At 40.5% G+C, this 22,265-nt stretch carries 21 protein-coding genes, 1 tRNA gene and 1 riboswitch; of the genes, 5 read left to right on the forward strand and 17 right to left on the reverse strand.

Features of this window, described 5'->3' with window-relative positions; genetic code table 11:
• Positions 1-26 precede the first annotated feature (26 nt).
• From HMPREF1516_RS01385 to HMPREF1516_RS01410, 6 genes are read right to left on the reverse strand one after another with little or no spacing between them, the layout of a single operon-like run.
• Positions 27-458 (reverse strand): GNAT family N-acetyltransferase, encoded by a 432-nt coding sequence (locus HMPREF1516_RS01385; protein WP_000942952.1) that lies wholly within the window; start codon positions 456-458, stop codon positions 27-29.
• Position 459: 1 nt separating this feature from the next.
• A complete protein-coding gene (locus HMPREF1516_RS01390) occupies positions 460-1,062 on the reverse strand; it encodes an L-threonylcarbamoyladenylate synthase (RefSeq protein WP_033605628.1) in 603 nt (200 codons plus the stop codon).
• Positions 1,046-1,882 carry a peptide chain release factor N(5)-glutamine methyltransferase gene (gene prmC / locus HMPREF1516_RS01395; RefSeq protein ID WP_033605629.1) on the reverse strand — a complete coding sequence of 279 codons (837 nt, stop codon included), beginning with the start codon at positions 1,880-1,882 and terminating at the stop codon, positions 1,046-1,048. Before prmC ends, HMPREF1516_RS01390 begins: the two co-directional genes overlap by 17 nt.
• Complete coding sequence (gene prfA, locus HMPREF1516_RS01400; RefSeq protein WP_033605630.1) at positions 1,882-2,961, reverse strand: peptide chain release factor 1; 1,080 nt, start codon at positions 2,959-2,961, stop codon at positions 1,882-1,884. Before prfA ends, prmC begins: the two co-directional genes overlap by 1 nt.
• A gap of 9 nt (positions 2,962-2,970) precedes the next feature.
• Entirely contained in the window at positions 2,971-3,450 is a 480-nt protein-coding gene (locus HMPREF1516_RS01405; protein ID WP_033605631.1) for a GNAT family N-acetyltransferase, read from the reverse strand.
• Positions 3,440-4,039: a thymidine kinase gene (locus HMPREF1516_RS01410; protein WP_033605632.1), complete on the reverse strand. Its 600-nt coding sequence runs from the start codon at positions 4,037-4,039 to the stop codon at positions 3,440-3,442. The genes HMPREF1516_RS01405 and HMPREF1516_RS01410 overlap by 11 nt, the downstream gene beginning before the upstream one ends.
• Positions 4,040-4,161: 122 nt before the next feature.
• On the opposite strand from HMPREF1516_RS01410, the gene HMPREF1516_RS01415 reads away from it, so the two are divergent.
• Positions 4,162-4,344: a 4-oxalocrotonate tautomerase gene (locus HMPREF1516_RS01415; RefSeq protein WP_001117401.1), complete on the forward strand. Its 183-nt coding sequence runs from the start codon at positions 4,162-4,164 to the stop codon at positions 4,342-4,344.
• Positions 4,345-4,478: 134 nt separating this feature from the next.
• A complete protein-coding gene (gene mnmE, locus HMPREF1516_RS01420; RefSeq protein ID WP_033605633.1) occupies positions 4,479-5,852 on the forward strand; it encodes a tRNA uridine-5-carboxymethylaminomethyl(34) synthesis GTPase MnmE in 1,374 nt (457 codons plus the stop codon).
• A 46-nt stretch (positions 5,853-5,898) separates the two neighbouring features.
• On the opposite strand, the gene dapA is transcribed toward mnmE, so the two are convergent.
• The 4 genes from dapA to HMPREF1516_RS01440 all read right to left on the reverse strand — a co-directional run bounded on the left by dapA (position 5,899) and on the right by HMPREF1516_RS01440 (position 9,009).
• Positions 5,899-6,834: a 4-hydroxy-tetrahydrodipicolinate synthase gene (gene dapA, locus HMPREF1516_RS01425; RefSeq protein ID WP_000121609.1), complete on the reverse strand. Its 936-nt coding sequence runs from the start codon at positions 6,832-6,834 to the stop codon at positions 5,899-5,901.
• A gap of 54 nt (positions 6,835-6,888) precedes the next feature.
• On the reverse strand, positions 6,889-7,965 hold the full coding sequence (locus HMPREF1516_RS01430) for an aspartate-semialdehyde dehydrogenase (RefSeq protein WP_000542482.1): 1,077 nt from the start codon (positions 7,963-7,965) through the stop codon (positions 6,889-6,891).
• Positions 7,966-8,321: 356 nt separating this feature from the next.
• A tRNA-Thr gene (locus HMPREF1516_RS01435) sits at positions 8,322-8,394 on the reverse strand.
• Between the two features lie 105 nt (positions 8,395-8,499).
• Positions 8,500-9,009, reverse strand: coding sequence for a QueT transporter family protein (locus HMPREF1516_RS01440; protein WP_000737307.1), 510 nt, complete (start codon positions 9,007-9,009; stop codon positions 8,500-8,502).
• Positions 9,007-9,103: riboswitch (PreQ1 riboswitch) on the reverse strand. Its footprint overlaps the gene before it by 3 nt.
• 28 nt (positions 9,104-9,131) lie before the next feature.
• Between HMPREF1516_RS01440 and HMPREF1516_RS01445 the strand changes: the two genes are divergently transcribed.
• Together HMPREF1516_RS01445 and mscL are read left to right on the forward strand one after the other, a co-directional pair.
• Entirely contained in the window at positions 9,132-9,569 is a 438-nt protein-coding gene (locus HMPREF1516_RS01445) for a GtrA family protein (RefSeq protein ID WP_002883226.1), read from the forward strand.
• Positions 9,570-9,648: 79 nt separating this feature from the next.
• Complete coding sequence (gene mscL / locus HMPREF1516_RS01450; protein WP_000910210.1) at positions 9,649-10,029, forward strand: large conductance mechanosensitive channel protein MscL; 381 nt, start codon at positions 9,649-9,651, stop codon at positions 10,027-10,029.
• 41 nt (positions 10,030-10,070) lie between these two features.
• Here mscL and hemH read toward each other — a convergent pair whose 3' ends face one another.
• The 6 genes from hemH to pitA form a co-directional block, all read right to left on the reverse strand.
• Complete coding sequence (gene hemH, locus HMPREF1516_RS01455; protein ID WP_033605634.1) at positions 10,071-11,165, reverse strand: ferrochelatase; 1,095 nt, start codon at positions 11,163-11,165, stop codon at positions 10,071-10,073.
• A 77-nt stretch (positions 11,166-11,242) separates the two neighbouring features.
• The gene (gene srtB, locus HMPREF1516_RS01460) at positions 11,243-12,115 is read right to left on the reverse strand and encodes a class B sortase (RefSeq protein WP_000218038.1); all 873 of its coding nucleotides are present in this window, start codon (positions 12,113-12,115) and stop codon (positions 11,243-11,245) included.
• Between the two features lie 73 nt (positions 12,116-12,188).
• Positions 12,189-13,190: a PI-2 pilus system class B sortase SrtG1 gene (srtG1, locus tag HMPREF1516_RS01465; protein WP_033605635.1), complete on the reverse strand. Its 1,002-nt coding sequence runs from the start codon at positions 13,188-13,190 to the stop codon at positions 12,189-12,191.
• A gap of 18 nt (positions 13,191-13,208) precedes the next feature.
• Entirely contained in the window at positions 13,209-14,489 is a 1,281-nt protein-coding gene (locus HMPREF1516_RS01470) for a DUF7601 domain-containing protein (protein WP_269621623.1), read from the reverse strand.
• A gap of 8 nt (positions 14,490-14,497) precedes the next feature.
• Entirely contained in the window at positions 14,498-15,049 is a 552-nt protein-coding gene (gene sipA, locus HMPREF1516_RS01475) for a PI-2 pilus system signal peptidase SipA (protein ID WP_033605637.1), read from the reverse strand.
• On the reverse strand, positions 15,049-17,595 hold the full coding sequence (gene pitA / locus HMPREF1516_RS01480; protein WP_033605638.1) for a PI-2 pilus tip adhesin PitA: 2,547 nt from the start codon (positions 17,593-17,595) through the stop codon (positions 15,049-15,051). Before pitA ends, sipA begins: the two co-directional genes overlap by 1 nt.
• A gap of 358 nt (positions 17,596-17,953) precedes the next feature.
• Here pitA and pepT point away from each other — a divergent pair, with 358 nt between their 5' ends.
• Positions 17,954-19,177 carry a peptidase T gene (gene pepT, locus HMPREF1516_RS01485; protein ID WP_000121374.1) on the forward strand — a complete coding sequence of 408 codons (1,224 nt, stop codon included), beginning with the start codon at positions 17,954-17,956 and terminating at the stop codon, positions 19,175-19,177.
• Positions 19,178-19,213: 36 nt separating this feature from the next.
• Here the strand turns inward: pepT and HMPREF1516_RS01490 are convergent, their stop codons facing one another.
• Entirely contained in the window at positions 19,214-22,261 is a 3,048-nt protein-coding gene (locus tag HMPREF1516_RS01490; protein WP_050595430.1) for a pneumococcal-type histidine triad protein, read from the reverse strand.
• Between the last annotated feature and the right edge of the window lie 4 nt (positions 22,262-22,265).

Consider the following 22,265-nt stretch of genomic DNA (forward strand, 5'->3'; position numbering starts at 1 on the left):
TAGTTTTTTTCCAATAAGAAAATAAACTAAAAGATGCGAATAAACCGTTTCTGCACTTTATCACAAGTATAACCAACTTTTTCATAAAATGCATGAGCTCCCAGACGATGATCAGCAGAGTTTAAGCGGATAAACTCATAGCCACGTCTTTTGGCTTCTTCCTCCAACCCTTGCAGTAAGCTTTTACCGATACCTTGCCCTTGTGCTTGAGGAGAAACTGCTAAGCCTAAGATATTAAATCCTGCTTTGGAATAGAGTGATTCGTAAACTTCAGCATGGACATATCCAAGCAAGATATGACTAGCTGCATCCTCATAACCAAGTAGGAAATGATGGGAATCCTGAGACAGTCTAGCTAGTTGACTAGCTGTGTCCTCTGGACTAAAAGAGTAGCCCAAAGCCTCTTGGTTAATCTCACATATAGCATTCACATCTGTTTCTTGCAAATCTCTTAGCATCTCATTCCTCCTCAAAAGAAATCTCTGGCAACTGTGCAAGAATATCTTCTCGCTTAATCGCCCCTTGGCGTAGGATTTTCACCTTGTCTCCAGACAAATCCAAAATAGTCGAATCCTGTCCAGTTAGAAAAGCGTCATCCTCCAGACCCAGAACCTCTTGGTCAAAATCTTCTAGAATTTGAGCAAAGGTCACTCCACTTGCCTGACCCGAGATATTGGCAGACGGCCCAATCAAGGGTCCTGTCTCTCGAATCAAATCCAGTGTAATGGGGTGACTGGGCATCCGAAATCCCACCGTTGCAAGACCAGAATTGACCCAATAGGGAACTCTGTCATTGGCTTCTAGGATAATGGTTAAGGGACCTGGTAAAAAGGTCTCTACAAGTTTTTGTAGATAAGTTGGCTGGTTCTTTGAAAAGTGCAAGATGTCCTCTATAGAAGCGACATTAAGATTGAGCGCCTTATCTCTAGGACGATGTTTGAGTTGGTAAACATGGTCAACAGCTTTTTTGTCTAAGGCCTTAGCAAAAAGACCATAAACTGTCTCGGTTGGTAGAACAACAGCTCCGCCCTTTTCCAACTCTTGTCTAATCCTGTCCATCATCAACTACAACCATCCTATCTTGACCAAATTGGTCCTTGAGTGTTCGTACTCGTTTTTCAGGAAGATGTTTCCTAAAAAGCGCAGGAACACTTTGACCTTGCTTGTATCCAATTTCAAGGTAAATCTTACCACCATCTGTGAGATAGTCTTTTGCATCTTCCGCAATTCTACGGTAAATAGCTAGGCCATCCTCATCTGCAAAGAGGGCTAGGTGAGGTTCTGAATGCAAAACATTCAAGCCTACCTCTGACTCATCTTCACGAGAGATATAGGGTGGATTGGATACAATTATATCATATTTTTCAGAAATTTCTGCAAAACAATCAGATTTTTTAAAAAATATATTAAGATTTTGATTTCTAGCATTCCCGGATGCAAGATCAAGAGCCTCTTGGGAAATATCTACTGCTGTCAATGACCAATCTGGTTTATTTTTTGCTAATGCAAGGGCTATGGCTCCACTTCCAGTCCCGATATCTAAGACCTTTAGATTTTTCTCAGGATTTTCAGCCAAGATAAGCTCAACCAACTCCTCTGTCTCTGGCCGGGGAATCAAAACCCGCCCATCCACTTTTAACTGCATTCCAAAGAAATCTGCGTGACCAATGATGTACTGGGCCGGTTTGTGAGTTGCTAACTGCTGGTAAATTTCTTCTACAAATTGTTTTTCTTCCTCTGTTACCTCTTGTTGAAGAGCAAAGACGAAGTCCGTAAAAGAGAGATTTTTTAAGCTACGATAGACAAAAGAGAGGCTTTCTGCTTCCTCTCCTTGTCTTATCAACTCTTCTTCAAAATCTGAAAATAATTGAGTTAATTTCATTATTTGTTTAATTCTTCTAATTTCTGTGTTTGGTCATAAAGAATCAAGGCATCCACAACTTCATCTAGTTTACCAGACAAAATGGTATCTAGTTTCTGGAGGGTCAAGCCAATACGGTGGTCCGTAACACGGTTTTGCGGGAAATTATAAGTACGGATACGTTCTGAACGGTCACCAGTACCAATAGTAGACTTACGCTCAGCGTCTTGTTCATCCTGGGCAATTTGTGCAAAGTGGTCAGCAACACGCGCACGGATGATTTTCATGGCTTTCTCACGGTTCTTCTGCTGGGTACGTTCTTCCTGCATCTCAACCTTGATATTGGTTGGCAAGTGAACGATACGCACGGCAGTCGCAACCTTATTGACGTTCTGTCCACCAGCACCTGATGCGTGGTAGATATCAACACGAAGGTCTTTTGGATCAATATCGTACTCTACTTCTTCCACTTCAGGCATGACAAGAACTGTGGCAGTTGATGTATGGACACGACCTTGGCTTTCTGTCACAGGGACACGTTGGACGCGGTGGGCACCAGATTCATACTTGAGTTTTGAATAAACAGATTGACCAGAAACCATAGCAACCACTTCTTTGAAACCACCGACACCGTTCATAGAGGCTTCCATGACTTCAAAGCGCCAACCTTGGGCTTCAGCATACTTTTGGTACATGGTTAGCAAATCTCCAGCGAAGAGCGCTGCTTCGTCTCCACCAGCTGCTCCACGGATTTCAAGGATGATGTTCTTGTCATCGTTTGGATCCTTTGGAAGGAGCAAAATTTTCAGTTTTTCTTCGTACTCTTCTTTTTCAGCCTTGGCGTCTTTGAGTTCTTGCTTGGCCATTTCTTCCAAGTCCGCATCTCCGCCAGACTCTTTAATCATTTCTTCAGCATCGATGATATTTTGAAGGACTTGCTTATATTCACGGTAAGCCGTTACGGTATCACGACTTGAAGCTTCTTCTTTTGAAAGCTCCATGAAACGTTTGGTGTCAGACACTACATCTGGGTCACTGAGCAATTCTCCTAATTCTTCATAACGGTCTTCTACAGCTTGTAGTTGATCATAGATGTTCATTTTTTCTCCTTAGTTCTCAATTGTTAAATCATAGATTGCTACTACTTCGTTCTCAAATATTTTCCCAGTTTCTTTAAATCCATAACTGAGGTAACAAGATCTTGCATGTTCATTTTCTGGTTCATAAGACAACCAAAGTTTATTGCCTAAACCTGCTGGCGCTGTCCGAACATAGTCCAGCACTTTATCCATAATTGGTTTAAAATATCCTTGATTTTGAAAATTCTTATCAATCATAAAACGAAATAGTAAATAATTTCCACTACTAATTCCGATCTTTTTATCATAAGCTATCATCACAAAACCTATAATTGCATCCTTATCATAAACTGCCAATGGAGCTACAAAATCTCCATTTTTAGTGTAGACATATGCTTCAGCCAAACTAATTGCGTTGGTTGCAATGAATTGTTTTTGATATTCCTTGACATCCAAATTCAAAACATCAAAATAATTTTCCATTGTAACATCTCTTAGTTCAATTGTCATAGTTGTTCTCCTTGTCAGATGTTATCATTGGCGCAAAATAATGTTTACGGCAGACTGAGATATAGGTTTCATTGCCACCAATTTGAATTTGTTCGCCATCATAAACGGGCAGTCCATCCTGAGTACGCAACACCATGGTCGCCTTTTTCTTACAGTACTGACAGATGGTCTTGATTTCTTCAATCTTGTCTGCTAAGAGCAAGAGGTATTTTGAACCTTCGAACAATTCATTACGAAAATCATTCTTCAAACCAAATGCCATGACAGGAATGTCTAACTCATCGACAACACGAGCTAGGTCGTAAACATGGTGACGTTTGAGAAACTGAGCCTCATCAACCAACACACAGTAAGGTTTTTCTGGTAAATCACGGATAAATCCAAAGATATCCGTCGTTTCCTCAATCGCAATGGCTGGGCGTTTCATGCCAATCCGACTCGACACATAGCCAACACCGTCACGTGTATCCAGAGCAGAGGTCATGATAACAACACCTTTTCCTTGCTCTTCATAGTTATAGGCTACCTTGAGAATCTCAATCGTCTTACCAGAGTTCATGGTCCCATAACGATAATACAACTGTGCCATGCTTCTATTTCACGTCCATTTCTAAATTTTTGCTACATTCTAGTATATCATAATTTTCTGAAGCTTTAAACGGCAAAATGTGGTAAAATAGAAGAAATCAAAAACTAGTGGAGGAAGCTATTATGCCATTTGTACGCATCGATTTATTTGAAGGACGCACGCTCGAGCAAAAGAAAGCTCTGGCTAAGGAAGTAACGGAAGCTGTTGTCCGCAACACTGGAGCACCTCAATCTGCTGTCCATGTCATCATCAACGACATGCCAGAAGGAACTTACTTCCCACAAGGGGAAATGCGCACCAAATAAGCTAGCTTAAGCAGAATTGCTTAGGCTTTTTCAATCTCCAAGTAGCATCCATTGAAGAAATAGTTTAAATTTGTTACAATTTGAAGAGATGCTTGGATACATATCCTAAGAAAAGAATTACAAAAGGAATTAGTATGATTACACGTGAATTTGATACCATAGCTGCTATCTCTACTCCACTAGGTGAAGGGGCTATTGGTATTGTCCGTTTGAGCGGAACTGACAGTTTTGCCATTGCGCAAAAGATTTTTAAAGGCAAGGATTTGAGTCAGGTTGCCAGCCATACTCTTAACTACGGTCACATCGTTGACCCTCAAACTGGTAAGGTCATGGACGAGGTTATGGTTGGGGCTATGAAGTCTCCAAAGACCTTCACTCGTGAGGATATTATCGAGATTAACACCCACGGTGGGATTGCGGTGACCAATGAGATTCTCCAGCTAGCTATCCGTGAAGGAGCTCGGTTGGCAGAACCTGGTGAATTTACCAAGCGAGCCTTTCTAAACGGTCGTGTGGATTTGACACAGGCTGAGGCGGTGATGGACATCATCCGGGCCAAGACTGACAAGGCTATGAATATCGCAGTCAAACAATTGGACGGTTCCCTTTCTGATCTCATTAACAATACTCGTCAGGAAATTCTCAATACCTTGGCTCAGGTTGAGGTTAATATCGATTACCCTGAGTATGACGATGTGGAAGAAGCCACTACCGCTGTTGTCCGCGAAAAAACTATGGAGTTTGAACAACTCTTGACCAATCTCCTAAAAACTGCTCGTCGCGGTAAGATCCTTCGTGAAGGAATTTCAACTGCCATCATCGGACGCCCCAATGTTGGAAAATCCAGCCTCCTCAATAATCTCTTGCGTGAGGACAAGGCTATCGTTACAGACATTGCTGGTACTACTCGAGATGTTATCGAAGAATACGTCAACATCAACGGCGTTCCTCTTAAATTGATTGATACAGCTGGTATCCGTGACACGGATGATATCGTGGAACAAATCGGTGTCGAGCGTTCGAGAAAAGCCCTCAAGGAAGCTGACTTGGTATTACTAGTGCTAAATGCCAGTGAGCCACTAACAGCACAAGACAGACAACTCTTAGAAATCAGTCAGGATACCAACCGCATTATTCTACTCAATAAAACTGACCTACCAGAAACAATTGAAACTTCGGAACTCCCTGAAGATGTTATCCGTATTTCAGTTCTTAAAAACCAAAATATCGATAAGATTGAAGAGAGAATCAACAACCTCTTCTTTGAAAATGCTGGTTTGGTTGAGCAAGATGCCACTTACTTGTCAAATGCCCGTCATATTTCCTTGATTGAAAAAGCGGTTGAAAGCCTACAAGCAGTTAATGAAGGTCTTGAACTAGGGATGCCAGTTGATTTGCTTCAAGTTGACTTGACCCGTACTTGGGAAATTCTCGGAGAAATCACTGGAGATGCTGCTCCAGATGAACTTATTACCCAACTCTTTAGCCAATTCTGTTTAGGAAAATAAGAAAAATCCATGATCGTTCTTGTGGTCATGGATTTTATTGTAATTATTAGTAATCTGGTCTTAAAACCCCTGTTACAGTTGCCTTAGTTGCTTCGTAGTCGCCATCTACGACAACTTTGATAATGCGTTTGGCATCTTCTTCTGGTGCTGGAACTAGAGGTAATCGAGTTGGTCCGGCTTCAAATCCCATATAGTTAAGAACAGCCTTAACTGGAGCAGGACTTGGATAAGAGAAGAGGGCATTGACTTTAGGAATGAATTTACGCTGAATAGCTGCAGCTTTCTTCATATCGCTTTTTGCAATGGCAGTAAACATCTCGTGCATCTCATCTCCATTTGTATGAGAGGCAACAGAAATAACCCCATCTGCACCAAGGTTCATAGCATGGAAAGCATCTCCATCCTCACCAGTATAGACCAAGAACTCTTCTGGTTTGTGCTCAATCAAGTAAGCCATATTGGCCAAGCTCGTACATTCTTTGACACCGATAATATTTGGATGGTCAGCCAAACGAAGCATGGTTTCTGGAGTTAATTCCACTACTACACGCCCTGGAATGTTATAGATGATAATAGGCAAGTCCGAAGCATCTGCAATCGCTTTAAAGTGCTGGTACATTCCTTCTTGAGAAGGTTTGTTGTAGTATGGTACGATCGCAAGTCCAGCTGCGAAACCGCCAAATTCTGCGACTTCTTTGACAAACTCGATGGAGTCACGTGTATCATTGGTACCTACACCTGCAATCAAAGGAACGCGTCCATTGACAATCTTTTGTACAGCTGCAAAGAGTTCCAACTCTTCATCGTGAGTCAAAGTTGGACTCTCAGCAGTCGTTCCAGCTAGGAGAATGCCGTCTGTGTGATGGGCCAATAAATGCTCAATCAAGGCTGGAATGGCATCAAAGTTGATGGAACCATCCTCATGGAAAGGGGTAATGAAGGCTGTGATGATTTTACACTCTTTTAAATCTTGATAAGACATGAAAACACCTCTCTATTCAAAGAAGGAGTTCATCTGAACTCCTAAACGATATGACTATTTTAATTCAAATTTCAATTCAGCTGTTGGACGAACCAATCCACGTTCGTGAAGCGTTTCTGCAATCTGAACTGAGTTCCAAGCAGCACCTTTAAGAAGGTTGTCTGAAACAACCCACATGTGGATTCCTTTTTCAGCGTCCAAGTCTTTACGGATACGACCAACAAAGGTATCACGTGAACCAACTGCATTGATGGCTTGCGGATAGATTTGATGCGCTACGTCATCCTCAAGAACTGCACCTGGAAAGGCTGCGATAGCTGCTTTCACTTCTTCGATTGGAGCCACTTCTTTTGTTTCGATATAAACTGACTCAGAGTGAGCTGACAAGACTGGAATACGCACACATGTTGCAGACACTGCGATGCTATCATCTTCCATGATTTTCTTCGTTTCCTTAGTCATCTTCATCTCTTCGTAAGTGTAATCATTGTCAGTGAAGACATCGATTTGTGGAAGAGCGTTAAAGGCGATAGGATAGTGTTTCTTATCACCGCCTGAAGGCAAGATTTCCGCATGCAAATCACGTGGATTCACATCGTCATTCAAGACTTCACGAAGTTCACGTTGTGTTTCAAGAATCGCACCCATACCAGCACCTGAAACCGCTTGGTATGTTGAAACGATGATACGGTCCAAGCCCCATTTTTGACGAACAGGCTCAAGAGCCACCATCATTTGGATTGTTGAACAGTTAGGGCAGGCAATGATTCCGTTGTGGGCATCAAGTGCATGAGCATTGACCTCTGGAACAACCAAAGGAACATCTGGATTTTGACGGAAATAAGATGTGTTATCTACTACTACCGCTCCAGCTTGAACTGCGTATGGTGCATACTTAGCTGATGTCGAACCACCTGCTGAGAAGAGTGCAATATCAATACCCTCAAAAGCTGTCTCAGTCGTTTCTTCAATCGTAATATCTTTGTCTTTAAATTTCAAAGTTTTGCCTGCTGAACGTGCAGAAGCAAGGTAACGAATTTTATCGATTGGAAGTGTTGATTCTTCCAACATTTTTATCATCTGAGCTCCGACAGCACCTGTCGCGCCGACTACAGCAACTGTATATCCCATAAATAACCTCTTTCGGAATTTTCTAAAAATTTCTATAATAGATGTATTATACTACTTTTTACAGAAATTGAAAAGTATTTTTAGACTATATTTTCTGAAAACTAAAAATCCCTAGCCATTGACTAGGGACTAAGAGGCATCTTCATGTGATGAGCAGGTTCACACAACTCATCAAGGTCCGCTCCTGCGTTATGACCTCCTTATGCTCAATAGTAGTCCGAAGACTACCTATCGACTCATCGCAACTACTATTCTACTAGATAGAGTCACTTTTGTCAACTGCCAAAACTCTTCGCTTCATTTATACAAGTGTACAAGAAAAACCTTGGTTTCCCAAGGTTATTTCGTTTCTATCATGCTAATTGCCGGGATTGAACCGGCGACCTCATCCTTACCATGGATGCGCTCTGCCAACTGAGCTAAATCAGCCTACCTAAAAAGTATACTATAGTTCCTAGTTCTTGTCAAGCGCTCTCTTTTAATTTTATGGAATGAAAAAAGCTAGATTTATCAAGAATCTAGCTTATAAACTTCTTATCTTGTTAGATCGATTCGGCGCCCTAATTTTCCGATTAAAATAGCACCTACGATAAGTGATGCAAACTCACCAATTCCCGTAGAGAACCATGTAAAGAAGAATGGAGCTTCTGCAACAATATAGAGTTCTGCTGCAATGGTAATCATTGAAATAGAGAATAGGATTGAAAAGAAGAAATGATCTTTTCGAATCAAACCATTGAACAAATAGTCTTTCTTGTACTTGCTAAAGAGCCAAACACCCAGACTAAGGAAAACTAGAGTAGAACCCCCTCCGACAAAGACGTCTATCAGACCAAAGCTAAAGAAATTAGCAATCATACAACCAATCGTCACACCGATGATGTATTTAGGGTTGTAGAAGGCCAAAAAATTCATCATCTCAGAAATACGAAACTGGTAGGCGCCGTAGCTAATGGCATTCAGCGGTGGGGTAATGGTCAAAACCACATAGATAGCAGCAACGATAGCAATATCTGCCATATCACGAACAGTTAATTTTTTCATGTTTTCTCCTTTAGCGGTTTCCCGCGTAAAATATGCTTGGTGAAAGAAGCTAAGCACCAAGGGTTGAGTGAATCAACCTTACCAGTATAGCACATTATATGACTTTATGCTATACTAAAACCATGAAAAGAATAATAAAGGCATTCTTCGATAACGAAATCCTCTCCTACCTATTTTTCGGTGGTGCTACTACTTTGGTTTCTATTTTATCGCGCTTGGTTATTTACCACATCAGCCACCAGGAAATCCTAGCAACCGTACTCGCAAATCTTATCGGGATTCTCTTTGCCTTTCTCACAAATGATACAATCGTCTTTAAACAAGAGAGAAGAAATTGGCCAACTCGCCTGGCTAAGTTTTTCTTAGCTCGTCTCTCAACACTTGGACTTGACGTTCTTTTAACTTATATCTTCGTTACAACCTTTCCTGATCTTATTGGTCAGTTTGTCGAATATAATATAGACAGGGTTAATACGGTTGAAACTATCCTAGCACAAATTTTGATTATTGTGCTTAATTATATTTTCAGTAAAATCTATATTTTTAAAAGGAGCAACTGATCTCCTTAAGCATCCAGGTTGCCTCTTGTCACAATTTAGGATATAATAAGTTAGAAAATTAGGAAAGGAATTTATGAAAATGTTAAAGGATCTAAAAGAATTCTTGCTTCGCGGTAATGTCGTTGACCTTGCTGTCGGTGTAATCATCGCCTCTGCTTTTGGTGCTATCGTGACTTCACTCGTTAACGATATCATCACTCCACTTATCTTGAACCCAGCTTTGAAAGCTGCGAACGTTGAACGTATTGCTGAACTTTCATGGAATGGTGTTGGTTACGGTAGCTTCTTGAGCGCTGTTATCAACTTCCTTGTTGTGGGTACAGTTCTCTTCTTCGTTATCAAAGGTATTGAAAAAGCTCAAAACCTTCGTAAGAAAGAGGAAGTGGTTGAGGAAGCACCTGCTGCTCCAACTGAACTTGAAGTTCTTCAAGAAATCAAAGCCCTTCTTGAGAAAAAATAAGACAGATAAAGGATTCAGCTTGAAGCTAAATCCTTTTTTCTTTACTCTTTTGGTAACTTACCAGCCTTTTCGAGCATTTTCTTAATCAAGTAAGGCATCTTCACATTTTCACGACCTTTTTTCTCAATGAGTTTTTTGACAAATTCTGGCATCTGAATGTCGTCTGTCTCTTTCATGATGTCCTTGGTAGTTGCCGAAGGCGCTAACTCATCAAAGGTTTCTTCTTCTGGGAGAAAAGCTTTAAATTCTTTGTGTTCGTTGACTCTTACAGTAGCAACTAAAGCGTCAATTAAACGGCTATCCGTATTGGGCATAGGTGGACGATGGTAGGTGACACCTATTTCTTGACACAAATCATAACATTCCACATCATTATCAAACAAGACTTCGATGTGCTCACTGATAAAGCTAATCGGGACAAAAATATAATGCTCTGGATATTGCTTTTGTTCTCGTAAATATTCTAAGACATCTGGCTTGATCCAAGGGATTCCAATATCGCTTTCGCTCTGCCAAGTATTGGTATACTGGTCTGTCATTAGGCCGAGTTGTTCAGCAATGAGCCTGCTATTATCGAAAATCTGATCGATATAAGGATCTCCATAGTCCAAGGCAAAAATGGGGACGCTATGGGCTGAAAAGATTACCTTGAAGGATTCTTCTCCCACATGGTTTCGTAAAATTTTTCTAATCTCATCTGTCCAGAAGTCCAGCAAAGACTGTTGCTGATACCAATCCTTAATGACTAAAAACCGGATCTGCTGGCTTTCCAAAAACTTTTCATACCCCATGACTGAGTAAAATGAATAATGAGGCTCCAAAATCAAGCAAATACATTCTTCAACACCATCAGTTTCCATCTGCTTGATCACGCCTGGGATAAAGGGACGAGAAAACTTATTGGCAAAGTAGATACCGTACTCCTCCCCTATACGTTCTCTTACTAAAGCAACTTCTTCCCTTGTAATCCGTTGCAAGGGCGTCCCACCGATACGAACATAGTTGTCATAGAGAGTCTGAATCTCGTGGTCTTGGGGTCTAACTCCCCGACGAATGTTTGTAAAAAATTCTGCTACTCCTTCAAAACTAATCTCCTCTGGAGATCCAAAGGTCATCATTAATATGGCTTTTTTCATGTTATCATCCTTATGTTATTATTTTCACTATCTATTCTATCATGAAAGAAAAAAATAGTAAACGCTTCCGACGTCTACTATTTCTTTTGTTCTTTTGTATTTCTATCTCGTCTTATGATTAGAATAATAACTATTAGAAGCAAAATGACAATGATAAGAAGGAGTAAGGTTAGGATATAAATCCAATGCGTTGGAATCCCTTGGTCAAAATAACGTGTTCCTACGCTTTCTCCACTTTTATCCTGTGCTGCTTTTACTGGTGCATCCGTTATTTTTGCTAAAAGAATATGGCGGCCGTTGGTAATATTAAGAAAACAGGTGCTTAATAAAACAATCTTGTCCGTTGAAGTCAAGGAAACATCTCGCTTGTACTTGGCTTTACTCAACAGATACTGATAATAGGCCTGGTGTTCCTCATCGTTGGAACTCAAGGTTCGGTAAATTTCCGTATCATAGGCATCCACTTCTAAAATCCCAAAAATCTCAAGACCACGTTCTCGACCATTATAGTAGATAGAACCATAGCGATGCTGGTCGAAGAATTCCTTATCAGCAAATTTCTTAATCTCACCGAACATAGCCCCTGAAGCCATAGAGTGACCGTAGATGATGGTATTAAAATCAGTAAAGTTGGGATTAAAGCGATAGTCGAGAAAGATTGATCCTGTTATCGTATAATCGCCAAAGGCATTGCGGTCAAGGTATTTGACATTATCCTGACTTTGTAGAAGTGGATAGTCCACCTTTGTCCCATCAAGGCTAATCCAACCGCAAACATCATGATTAAGCTGTTGCAGGGTTTCAAATCCTGTGCTCGAAGCATCCTTTTCAATAGGATTATAGTGATCATAGTCACTCGCTTCCACTCTCTGCCAACTAAAAAGAGCTACAAAAACACAGAAGAATACCAGAAATACTTTTTTAAATCGCGCTCTTTTTTGAACCGTCATCAGCACTCCTTTCTATGCGAGATTTCTTAAAAGGAAAGGAGGCGGGACAAAACCGCCTCTTTTCTATTCACCCTTAGTCAGTAAAAGGGTCTGCTTCTTGCATTTTTTTACTCTCTCTTCTACGACGTAGGATCAAGTAGAGGACAAGGAGTAAGAAAATCAAGAGCAAGAACAATACAAACAAGATAAGGTACCAAATCCATAGTGGGATTGATGAGAGGAAACGTCCAAGAGACGAGTCATCAAAGACACTGTATGGGAATGGTTTTGATTTTTTTGTATGGAAGGTATTTTTAGGGACAGTGTCTGTAATCTTTGCGAGCACGATATGACGACCATTAGTCACATCGAGAAAACAGGTGCTGAGTAGGATGATACGATCACTCGGCGAGAGCGAGATATCCCGCTTGTGCATGGCTACTGAGAGCAAGTGATCTAGATAGGCCTGCTGACGGTCCTCACCCTGTATTCCTGGATCATAGATGTTAAAGTCATAGGCATCGACCTCCAACATCTCAAAGATCTCGAGCCCTTTTTCCACACCATTGTAGTATATACTACCGTAACGATGCTGGTCAAAAAATTCCTGATCAGCAAACTTAGCCACATCACCAAACATGACCCCGTTTTCTACGTGGTGCCCGTAGATAATGGTATTAAAGTCTTCGAACTTGGGATTATTTCGTGCATCGAGAAAGATAGCGCCTGTCGCTGCAAACTCACCTTTGGAGTCCTTGTTGAGATACTTTTCATTGTCCTTGGCTTGGACTAAGGGATAGTCGATATTGGTACCATAGACATTGATCCAACCGAGGACTTCGGGATTGAGTTCTTGGAGTTTGCTGAAGCCTGAAAAGCTAGCTAGCTCATCCTGTTGCGTCGTAACAGGTCGATAAGCTTCGTACTCACTTGACGAAGCCAAGGAGTAGACTTGGTTGGAATCCCAAAGGGCATAGAAACCAAAGAGAAAGATCAAAGCTGCAAAAATGAGCAACAAGTGATTGATCGTCCCATCTACAGCAAGAACGAGACGCCTAGACAGACTCTTTTTTGGCTTCTCACGCTTGGTTTTCATCGTCTATCCCCCAACCGTTTAGGCTTCTCTACGTTTTTTAGACAAGACAACAAATCCAGCTAAACCAAGACCAATCATCAAGATGAATGGAAGGTTATCAAGCAAGAGACCAGTAGGAGTCACGTCATTAATTTTGTTGGTAACGGTGTTGTTGTTTGTTTTTTCACCTACTAGGACATTAGCTACAGAAAACTCTGTATTTAGTTGACCAGTTTGAGCCTTTTGTACACCATTTTCAAGATAACTTGCTGATGCAGTATATCCAGGAACACCAGTTTCTTTAACTGTATATTTTGAACCAGCAGGGAGATTATCAATAGTAAACGTTTCATTATGTTTGAGTGTGAAATCATAATCAACAACACCATTTTCAGGTACAGCTTTAGTTTCAGATGAAGTACCATGTGTAATTGCTAATGATGTTACAGGTTCTTTAGCTGTTTTGTTGGTTTTAGGGAGAGTGATTGTAACGTGGAAACTGAAATCTTTAGTTCTATCTCCTGATGCCCCGTCCACAATTTTAGTAATTGTAAGTGATTTTCTTGTTTTATCAAATTTTTCTTTATCAGGATTGTTTGGATTTGGATCATCAGGATCTATTTTCCCACCATCTTTAGTATAGGTATTTTCAAATAAATCATATTTATAAATTTCAGAACTAGAAGATGGTTCAACCTTTCCAGAATTTCCTTGTTTAATTTCTTTAAAATATACTGAGAAAATATAAGTGCCTGTAGTTTTTTTATTTTTAACTATAACATGCATTTCATATTTGCGCGCATCATATTTAATAGCATCAATCTCTTGATTATTCTTATCTTTGATAGTAGTGTAGGTGTCAGGAGTTTCTTCTACGGTATATACATATTCACCTGCATGATCATAGGATACACCATTAAAGATATCACCTGTATCTTTTTTAATCTGCTCATTAGTTGCGCTATCATTTTTTGTGTAGGAAATCGTTCGCTCTGGAATATAACCTTTATCCATTTCTGTACTAGAAGCGATTTGATACGGAGCGTGGTTTGAAGATTCGCCATCTTTGGGTTTAAAAGTAAATTTGAAAGTCGCAGTTGGTGTTGTAATACCTTGCGCGATATTCAATGTTTTGTTAATCGCTACTTTCGCATTGGTTTCCCCATTGGCTTTAGCAGTCGCTGAATTATCATCCGCAAAGGTCGGGACACCTCTGAATACGGACAAAGCGGTTATAGCTGCAATGCTTGCAGTGAATAGCTTTTTAAAGAATGTTTTTTTCATGATTATTCCTTTTGTTTTTTTATTTTCTTTTTTCATTATGATCATCAAAAGCCCCGTCGCCTTAGGACTGTTACCACCTTGCCATGGGTATCCTGTATAGGGATGGTTCCAAAAGCACGACTGTCTACAGCCGTTGTTCGATTGTCCCCGAGGACAAAGAGTTGTCCTGCTGGGACTTTCATTGGGAAGGTAGCTCCTTCCTTATAGAGCAGCGTTTCTTTGTAGATATCTTGCTCTTGTTGAGGAGAACCGTTGATGATGAGACCATTTTCGTTTATATCGATTGTACTTCCTTCGGTTGCTATGACACGCGCCACTCTTTCCTTGCCTTTATAACTATAGACTAGCAAATCACCAATCGAATAGCGTTTATCCAACCTATAATAGACGACCAGGTCGCCATCTTTTAAGGCTGGCTTCATGCCATCGTCATTGTATCTTAATAGTCCAAAGACGAAAAAGTAAAGGGTGGCTAGTACAAATCCAACCATCAGAAGTTTACTGACTAAGTATAGGATATCTCCCCAGACACTCGGCGGAGACTTATCCCGATTGACTTGTGTTACTGGTTTCTTATGTTTCTTTTTAAGCAGCATCACTTCCTCCTATTCACCACAAGGTGACCAAGTAAGATGATAAAGAAGATTCCTCCTAGAGGAAGAACGACTCCAAGCATGAGAGTGCTACTCAAGAAGTCAATTCCCGTTTCAGGTACGCTGTTTTTATTATTCGTGACCGTCGCGGACTTATCCCCATCAAGCTTGCCTTCTTTATTTTCATAAGAAACCCGATATCCACGAGACGAACTTGCTTCTTCTTCGATACTGTAACGAGCATTTAGAGGAAGGTCGAGAATCTTAACAGTTTTATCTTTCTTTAGATCGACTGTCGCCTTACCATTTGTAAATTTCAGGGTTGTTTTTTGATTATTTACTATTGCACTATACGATCCATTCAATGGTTTATTTTGCGCATCCTTTACGTTAATGGTAATCTTAAAGGATTGCAAAAGATTAGCAAAGGCACCTGTAATTTTTTTTGTAACTGAAAGTGTCGGAAGTCTGTGGTTGGTGACGATTGTTTGAACATCCTCTGACAAGGTTCCCTCTTGTTTTTCATAGGTAACATGATATCCCGCTCTAGATGTCTCTACTTCTTCTACCTTATAGTGGGTATCACGAGGCAGGTATTTGAGGACAGTTTCCTGACCATTTTTGAGAGAAATCTGTACTTTCCCGTTAGTCACTGTTGTATTCCCAAACTTGCCGTTAATCGGTTTGCCATCCTTATCTGAAAGGGTAACATTAATTGTGAAAGACTTATTAGGTGATTGCTCACCTTCTAGGATTTTCTTTATGGTGAGGCTTGGAAGCTGTCGGTAAATAACTTTGAAGGATGGTTTCTCTTTCGTACCTGTCTTTTGAACTTCGACTGTGTAGCCCGGAGCGTCTGGTGCTTTCAGTTCGTAGTCATATCCCTTGGCTACCTTTGCAAAACTAGCATTTTCAGTAAAACTATTCGTTTGAACTGAACTAGTGACCTTTCGATAGGAATCCTTTGTACTTCCATCTTTCTTTTGGTTTAATTTTAATTCGACACTAGGTGGACGATTTGCTGATGGATTTGATTTCCCATCCACACCTTTCCATTCAATCTCTACAGGAACCGCCAATGGATCTGACGGCTTGAAAGTGGGCTTCTCAGAATAGTCTTTTGTTTTGGTATGTGAAGTCCCAATACCATAGGAGTAAGCAACACTTGCCCCCTTGTTGGAATAGAGTTTAGTAGCATCGGCACCTTCGGCATCATCACTAGTAAGTGTCTTATCACCTGCAATCGCATCAAAGGCTTCTTGGGTAGAGGTGACAGTAAACTTGAGAACGTACTTGGCGTCATCCTCCAAAGTGTAACTCGGATCAAACTTGGCTGTTACTTCCACTAATCCCTGTTCGCTCTTCTTACTTTCAATCGTCACTTGATTAGTTGTCAGTTCTTCCTCATTACCATCCTTGATTTTGACGACACGAAGGCGTGAAGCATTACCCGGTAATAGCTGCACGTACTTGGACAAGACATCTGATATAGTTACATGGTGTACGCCTAGAGGTAAAATTTTATCAGTGATATCTTTGAATTTTTGTTGCAAGTCATTTTCATTACTTGCAGAAAATATTTCGTTGGGGATATTAGGGTTATATTGATTAATGTAAGATTTAATATCGGATATACTATCTCTAGTGTTAGAGTATCGAAATTTAATTGAGTAAAATCCATCAATTCTAGGTGCCAGGCTTGATGAAATCCCTAATACGAATTGCTTAAGATAGTCATTAAACCAGTTGGGAGCTGTTTCTGTTTTAGCATCGATATTATTCCAGTTGTATATAGTATAACCATATTCATCATAATACATATTAGCAAAACCATCTGATAGTAGAATAACAACCTTTTTCGCATTACTTCTCGCATTATTAAGGAGTGCATCTGCCTCCCACAGACCAGCACCAATATTTGTACCTGTACCTATCCCTCGCTCATACCCTCTAGAATTACCACCCGCAATCGCCATCTTATTAACTGCAGTTTTAGCATTGTATGAATTATTACTCCAGTTCAAAATGGTTTTCGCATCGTCATAAGTCGAAACACCAGAATAATATCCAGCAAATTGATTGGGCCAAGAATAATACTGATTACTATACTGATTATCAATTTTTCCAGCAAAACCTACAATAGATAAACGGTTTTGGGAACTAGAAAGAATTGTATCAATGAGCCCCTGACGACCATTTACACCTCTCAATGTATTTTTTAGTGCTTCAATTCTACTTATGTATCTTGAAGTAGAAGATGACCACACATCTTGCTCTTTCATACTCCCTGAAAGATCGGCAACCAGGACAACATCCAAGGGTTCTGACTGGGTCTCTGTTCCCAGTTTGGATGTGATATCCAGTGACAACTCATACTGGTCTTCCTGCCCCGATATCGGAGTAATCGTTTTGTGCAGAGTTGTCTGAGGTTCGGTTGTTGAATCTGCATGTAAAGAATTAATTGGTGCACACAAAAAAAGAATAGCGAGAAAGATAACTAAACGACTGGTAAAATATTGAATCTTCTTAAAATCATATTGAATGTTCATGCTATCTCCCTTACTAGAATATGTTTAAATCTGTTACTATATAAATCTGAAACATCCATAGGTTAATTATATAATAATGTTGAACTCATGTCAATCAATGTGTTTGAAAACATGTTATTATAAATCGCAAAAAAGTATGATTCTTCTTTGTTTTTCAATGTTTTCTGTGGTAAAATGGAAAAAATAGTAAAAAATTTCATAAAGTAAAGATGCATATATTTTATTCTAATTGTTCGAAAATTTCTTTTGAAAGTCTTCTGAATTTGAATTATTATATTTTTTCAAAATTCATGAAATTTCTCAAATCATATTTTTCCGAAGTTTTGCATTCTATTTTATGATAAAAAAAGGAGTTTTTATGTCTTATCCGAACCTTTTGGAACGCTTTTTAACCTACGTTAAGGTCAACACGCGTTCTGATGAACACTCTACTACTACTCCAAGTACGCAGAGCCAGGTAGATTTTGCGACCAATGTTCTTCTTCCTGAAATGAAACGTGTCGGCCTGCAAAATGTTTACTACCTACCAAATGGTTTTGCTATTGGGACCTTACCAGCAAATGATCCGAGCTTGACACGTAAGATTGGATTTATCTCCCACATGGATACTGCTGATTTTAATGCTGAGGGAGTTAATCCGCAAGTCATCGAAAATTACGATGGTGAAGCTATCAACTTAGGTGATTCTGGATTTAAACTAGATCCGGCTGACTTTAAGAGTCTTGAGAAATATACAGGACAAACCCTTATCACAACAGATGGCACGACCTTGCTAGGTGCTGATGACAAGTCTGGGATTGCTGAGATTATGACTGCTATTGAATATCTGACTGCTCATCCCGAAATCAAACACTGTGAGATTCGTGTTGGTTTTGGACCAGATGAAGAAATTGGCATCGGTGCTAATCAATTTGATGCAGAAGACTTTGATGTTGACTTTGCCTATACTATAGATGGAGGACCTCTCGGAGAACTTCAGTACGAGACTTTCTCAGCAGCAGCTGCTGAGCTTCATTTTCAAGGACGCAATGTTCATCCCGGTACTGCTAAAGGACAGATGGTCAATGCCCTTCAGCTAGCGATTGATTTTCATAATCAACTTCCTGAGAATGACCGACCTGAACTGACAGAAGGTTACCAAGGTTTCTATCATCTTATGGATGTGTCAGGTAGTGTCGAGGAGGCGCATGCAAGCTACATCATCCGTGACTTTGAAAAGGATTCCTTTGAAGCTCGTAAAGCAGCTATGCAGTCTATCGCCGATAAGATGAATCGAGAGCTTGGGAATGATCGCGTTAGCTTGACTCTGACAGACCAGTACTACAATATGAAGGAAGTCATTGAAAAAGATATGACACCTGTTACCATTGCTAAGGCTGTTATGGAAAATCTAGGGATTACGCCTATTATCGAACCAATCCGTGGCGGAACAGATGGATCTAAGATTTCCTTTATGGGGATCCCAACTCCCAATATCTTTGCGGGTGGGGAAAACATGCATGGACGTTTTGAATACGTCAGCCTTCAGACTATGGAGCGTGCGGTGGATACCATCGTTGGCATTGTATCTTATAAAGACTAAAAAAGACGAGGTAGCTCAGCTACTTCGCCTTTCTTTTTATTCATTTGGTTGAGCACTTGTCTCAGACTCACTTTGCGCTTGCTTTTCTGTTGGTTTAGAAGTAGCTGTTTCACTGTCTTTCTCAGACTTAGATTGGCTATCAGTTTTACTTGCTTTTGAACGGAGTTCCTGGTTCAAGCTAATGATTTCTTTAGCTAGAGTGAGGAGGCCTTCTTTATCACTGCTTTTGGCTGCAAGTTGATCAAATAGGGCATCGACACGTTCAAAGTCAGCATCGGATCCTTTGTTATCCTCTAAGTACTTGTGAAGAGAGAGCAAGACATTATAGAGTTTTTGGTAGATGATCACGGTTTGCGGATCTTGTTCTGCTTCTTTTTTCTCTCGTTGGATAGTCGCTGCAATACGATTTAAAAGATCCTCAAGTTGTGTTTTAGCTTCGTCAAGGTCTGCATTTTCCTTTTCAGTAGCCGCTTTGATATTAGCTGCTTCTTCAGCTAGGGATTGTTTGACCCCGTCTTCTTTGACACGCGCTAGGAGTTGAGCAGCTTTTGTTAGAAGAGCATCCACTTCTTCCTTCTTAACATGGCTAACCCGCTCTTCTGGCATAAAATCACCGTAGAGTTCTTTTAGGAATTCATAGATGGCAGTCTTAGCAGTTTGACTATCTACTTTTTCCGTATCTAGAATAGTCTTGCCAGCTTTTGTAGAAACGGGTTCTTCTTTGAGAGCTTCTTCTACTTCTAGCTTAGTTTGGTAAATAGTTGGGAATAGCTTGTTCAAGTCGGTTGCTTTGAGGAAAGACTGTGACTGGTAAAGTTCCCATGTCAACTTGGCAACACGGTTCCGAAGTTCTTCTCTCAAACGACCATCAGATACATGTTCATAGAAATACTTGATGTACTCTACTGTTGTAACCCCTGTCCGATCACGGAAATCTTGCAAGGCCTGAAGTTTCGCTTCAATGGCAGCCAACTCTGTCTCATCCTGTGCTAGTTTTGCTTCCTGCAAATGTACCAAAAGATCTTTCTTAGGCAAGCCATAAGTGTCCGTATCCAGTGTATTGATCTTATCTACAAGGGCTTGGTACTTCTTATCTAAAGGTGAAGTTTCAACTGGTGCCACACTTTGATCCACATGGATATATTGCTTATCAAAGAGGTCCAAGGCTGCTAGATATCCAGCAGTTGAGTTGGTCGCCAGTTTTTTCATGTTCTCGATAAATTGACCCAAAGCAAGTTCAACCCGTCTCTGCATGATAGGTTGGTCCTTGTAGAGACTTCTGCTATCTGCTAACAGTTGATTAACTTTAGAAAGAACAGTTTGCTCGTCAAAAGCTCCAGGCTGATAGCTTGATTGTAAGGTAGGAATCTTGTTCTTTAAAGCAACCTCATAGCCCTTAGTTTGGACCTTGATGTAGTGATTGTGGTCTCCGTGAGGAATCACAAAACTACCACTTTCTACCTGTAAACTATAAGGAGACACCCCATCACGTAGGGCAGTCGTATAAAGTTCATTTAGGAAATCCAGTTCTGGATTCCCAGTTTGGAGAGGAATACGAACATGTTCTTTTCGAACAGCATAGGGATGGATATGGGTTGGATCATAGGCTTGATCCGGATTTCCAAAGACAAAGAATCCATTTGAAATACGAATCGCTTCGAGCGGAACCCCGTAGGTCTGTGAGATGTACTTAATTTTTTCTTCATCGCTAGCATCTCTTGAGAAACTTTCTACAGTCTTGGCAAGTGGTTGAACCGGCTCAGACTGATGATTTTCTTTCAAGTGATCTTGGGCAGCTTTGATTTGAGCTGCAGTCAAGTCCTTCTTAAAGAAATAATGAGCGTGATCTCCGTGAGAAACTACAAAACCTTGCTCATCCTCACTGATAACTCGATCAGCTGCAAAGTCATGATCATGTTCTTTACCATGATGATGGTCTTGCTCCTCTCCATCATGGTCATGATCTTCGTGATTGGTCGCCTGACTTCCATGGTCACTGTCTTGGTCATGATGATGGTCTTGCTGATCAGGGTGTTCTACGGGTTTACTTGGATTTTCCAGAGGTGCTGGTTTCCCACTGTCGCTTGCAAGAGGAATCATACGCGCAATTTTTTCTTCCAAAGCAGAAAGCTTTGTATACGGAATGAAATGATAGTGATTTCCATGAGGAATCGCTACGCCACTCGGTGTTCTGCTTGAAATCTTAGCAGGATCAAAAATCAAGCCATCCGATTCTACATAACGTTGATTACTTGGAAGAGCATAGAGTTGCTGCAATAGACTCTGAAGGCTCTCTTCTGGTTTGCTTGGTGTTTCGGTTTGTTGACTTGGATTAGTGGTTTGACTGGTTCCATTTTGGCTTGGACGATAGTCAGTCACAGTTGGTTGCTTTCTAGTTCCAGAGAGGTAAGCTTGAGCAGCTGCCAATTCGCTAGCAGATAAGGAACTCTTTGGAATATAGTGGTAATGTCCTCCGTGAGGAACGATATAAGCATCACCAGTATCCTCTATAATATCAGATGGATTAAAAATATAGCCATCATCGGTAGTATAGCGTCCTTGTGATCGTGCAAGTGTCACTGCACTGTTAGAAGTTGGGGCATCGTGTGTATGACCTTGTTTTTGGCGTTCAATTTCGTCCTTCGTACGAACGTTATCTGCATGAGCCACATCCTTAAGGTAAACATAATACTTACCATCCACCTTGATAATGTAGCCACCTTTGATTTCGTTGACAATATCAGCATCCTTTAGCTGATAATCAGGGTCTTTCATCAAAAGTTCTTCACTGAAAATCGCATCAAAAGGAACTTTACCATTGTAATAATGGAAATGATCACCGTGTGAAGTCACATAACCTTGATCAGTAATTTTCACAACAATTTGTTCAGCCTGAATGTCTTCTTTTTTGCTAACTTGATCTGGTGTCTGATTCTCTGTTTTTTGAGTGTCTTGCTTCCCATCAACGTAAGACACACGGTTATTATCTTTGTTTTCTTCTACCTGGTGTTGGTTCAATGCATAGATGCAAAGGCTTAGGGAAAGGACAAGAGCCGATCCTGCCACAAGGTATTTCTTATTCATTTTC

This window comes from Streptococcus sp. CM6, assembly GCF_000526095.1.
In the GTDB taxonomy this organism is placed as follows: Bacteria; Bacillota; Bacilli; order Lactobacillales; family Streptococcaceae; genus Streptococcus; species Streptococcus oralis_BW.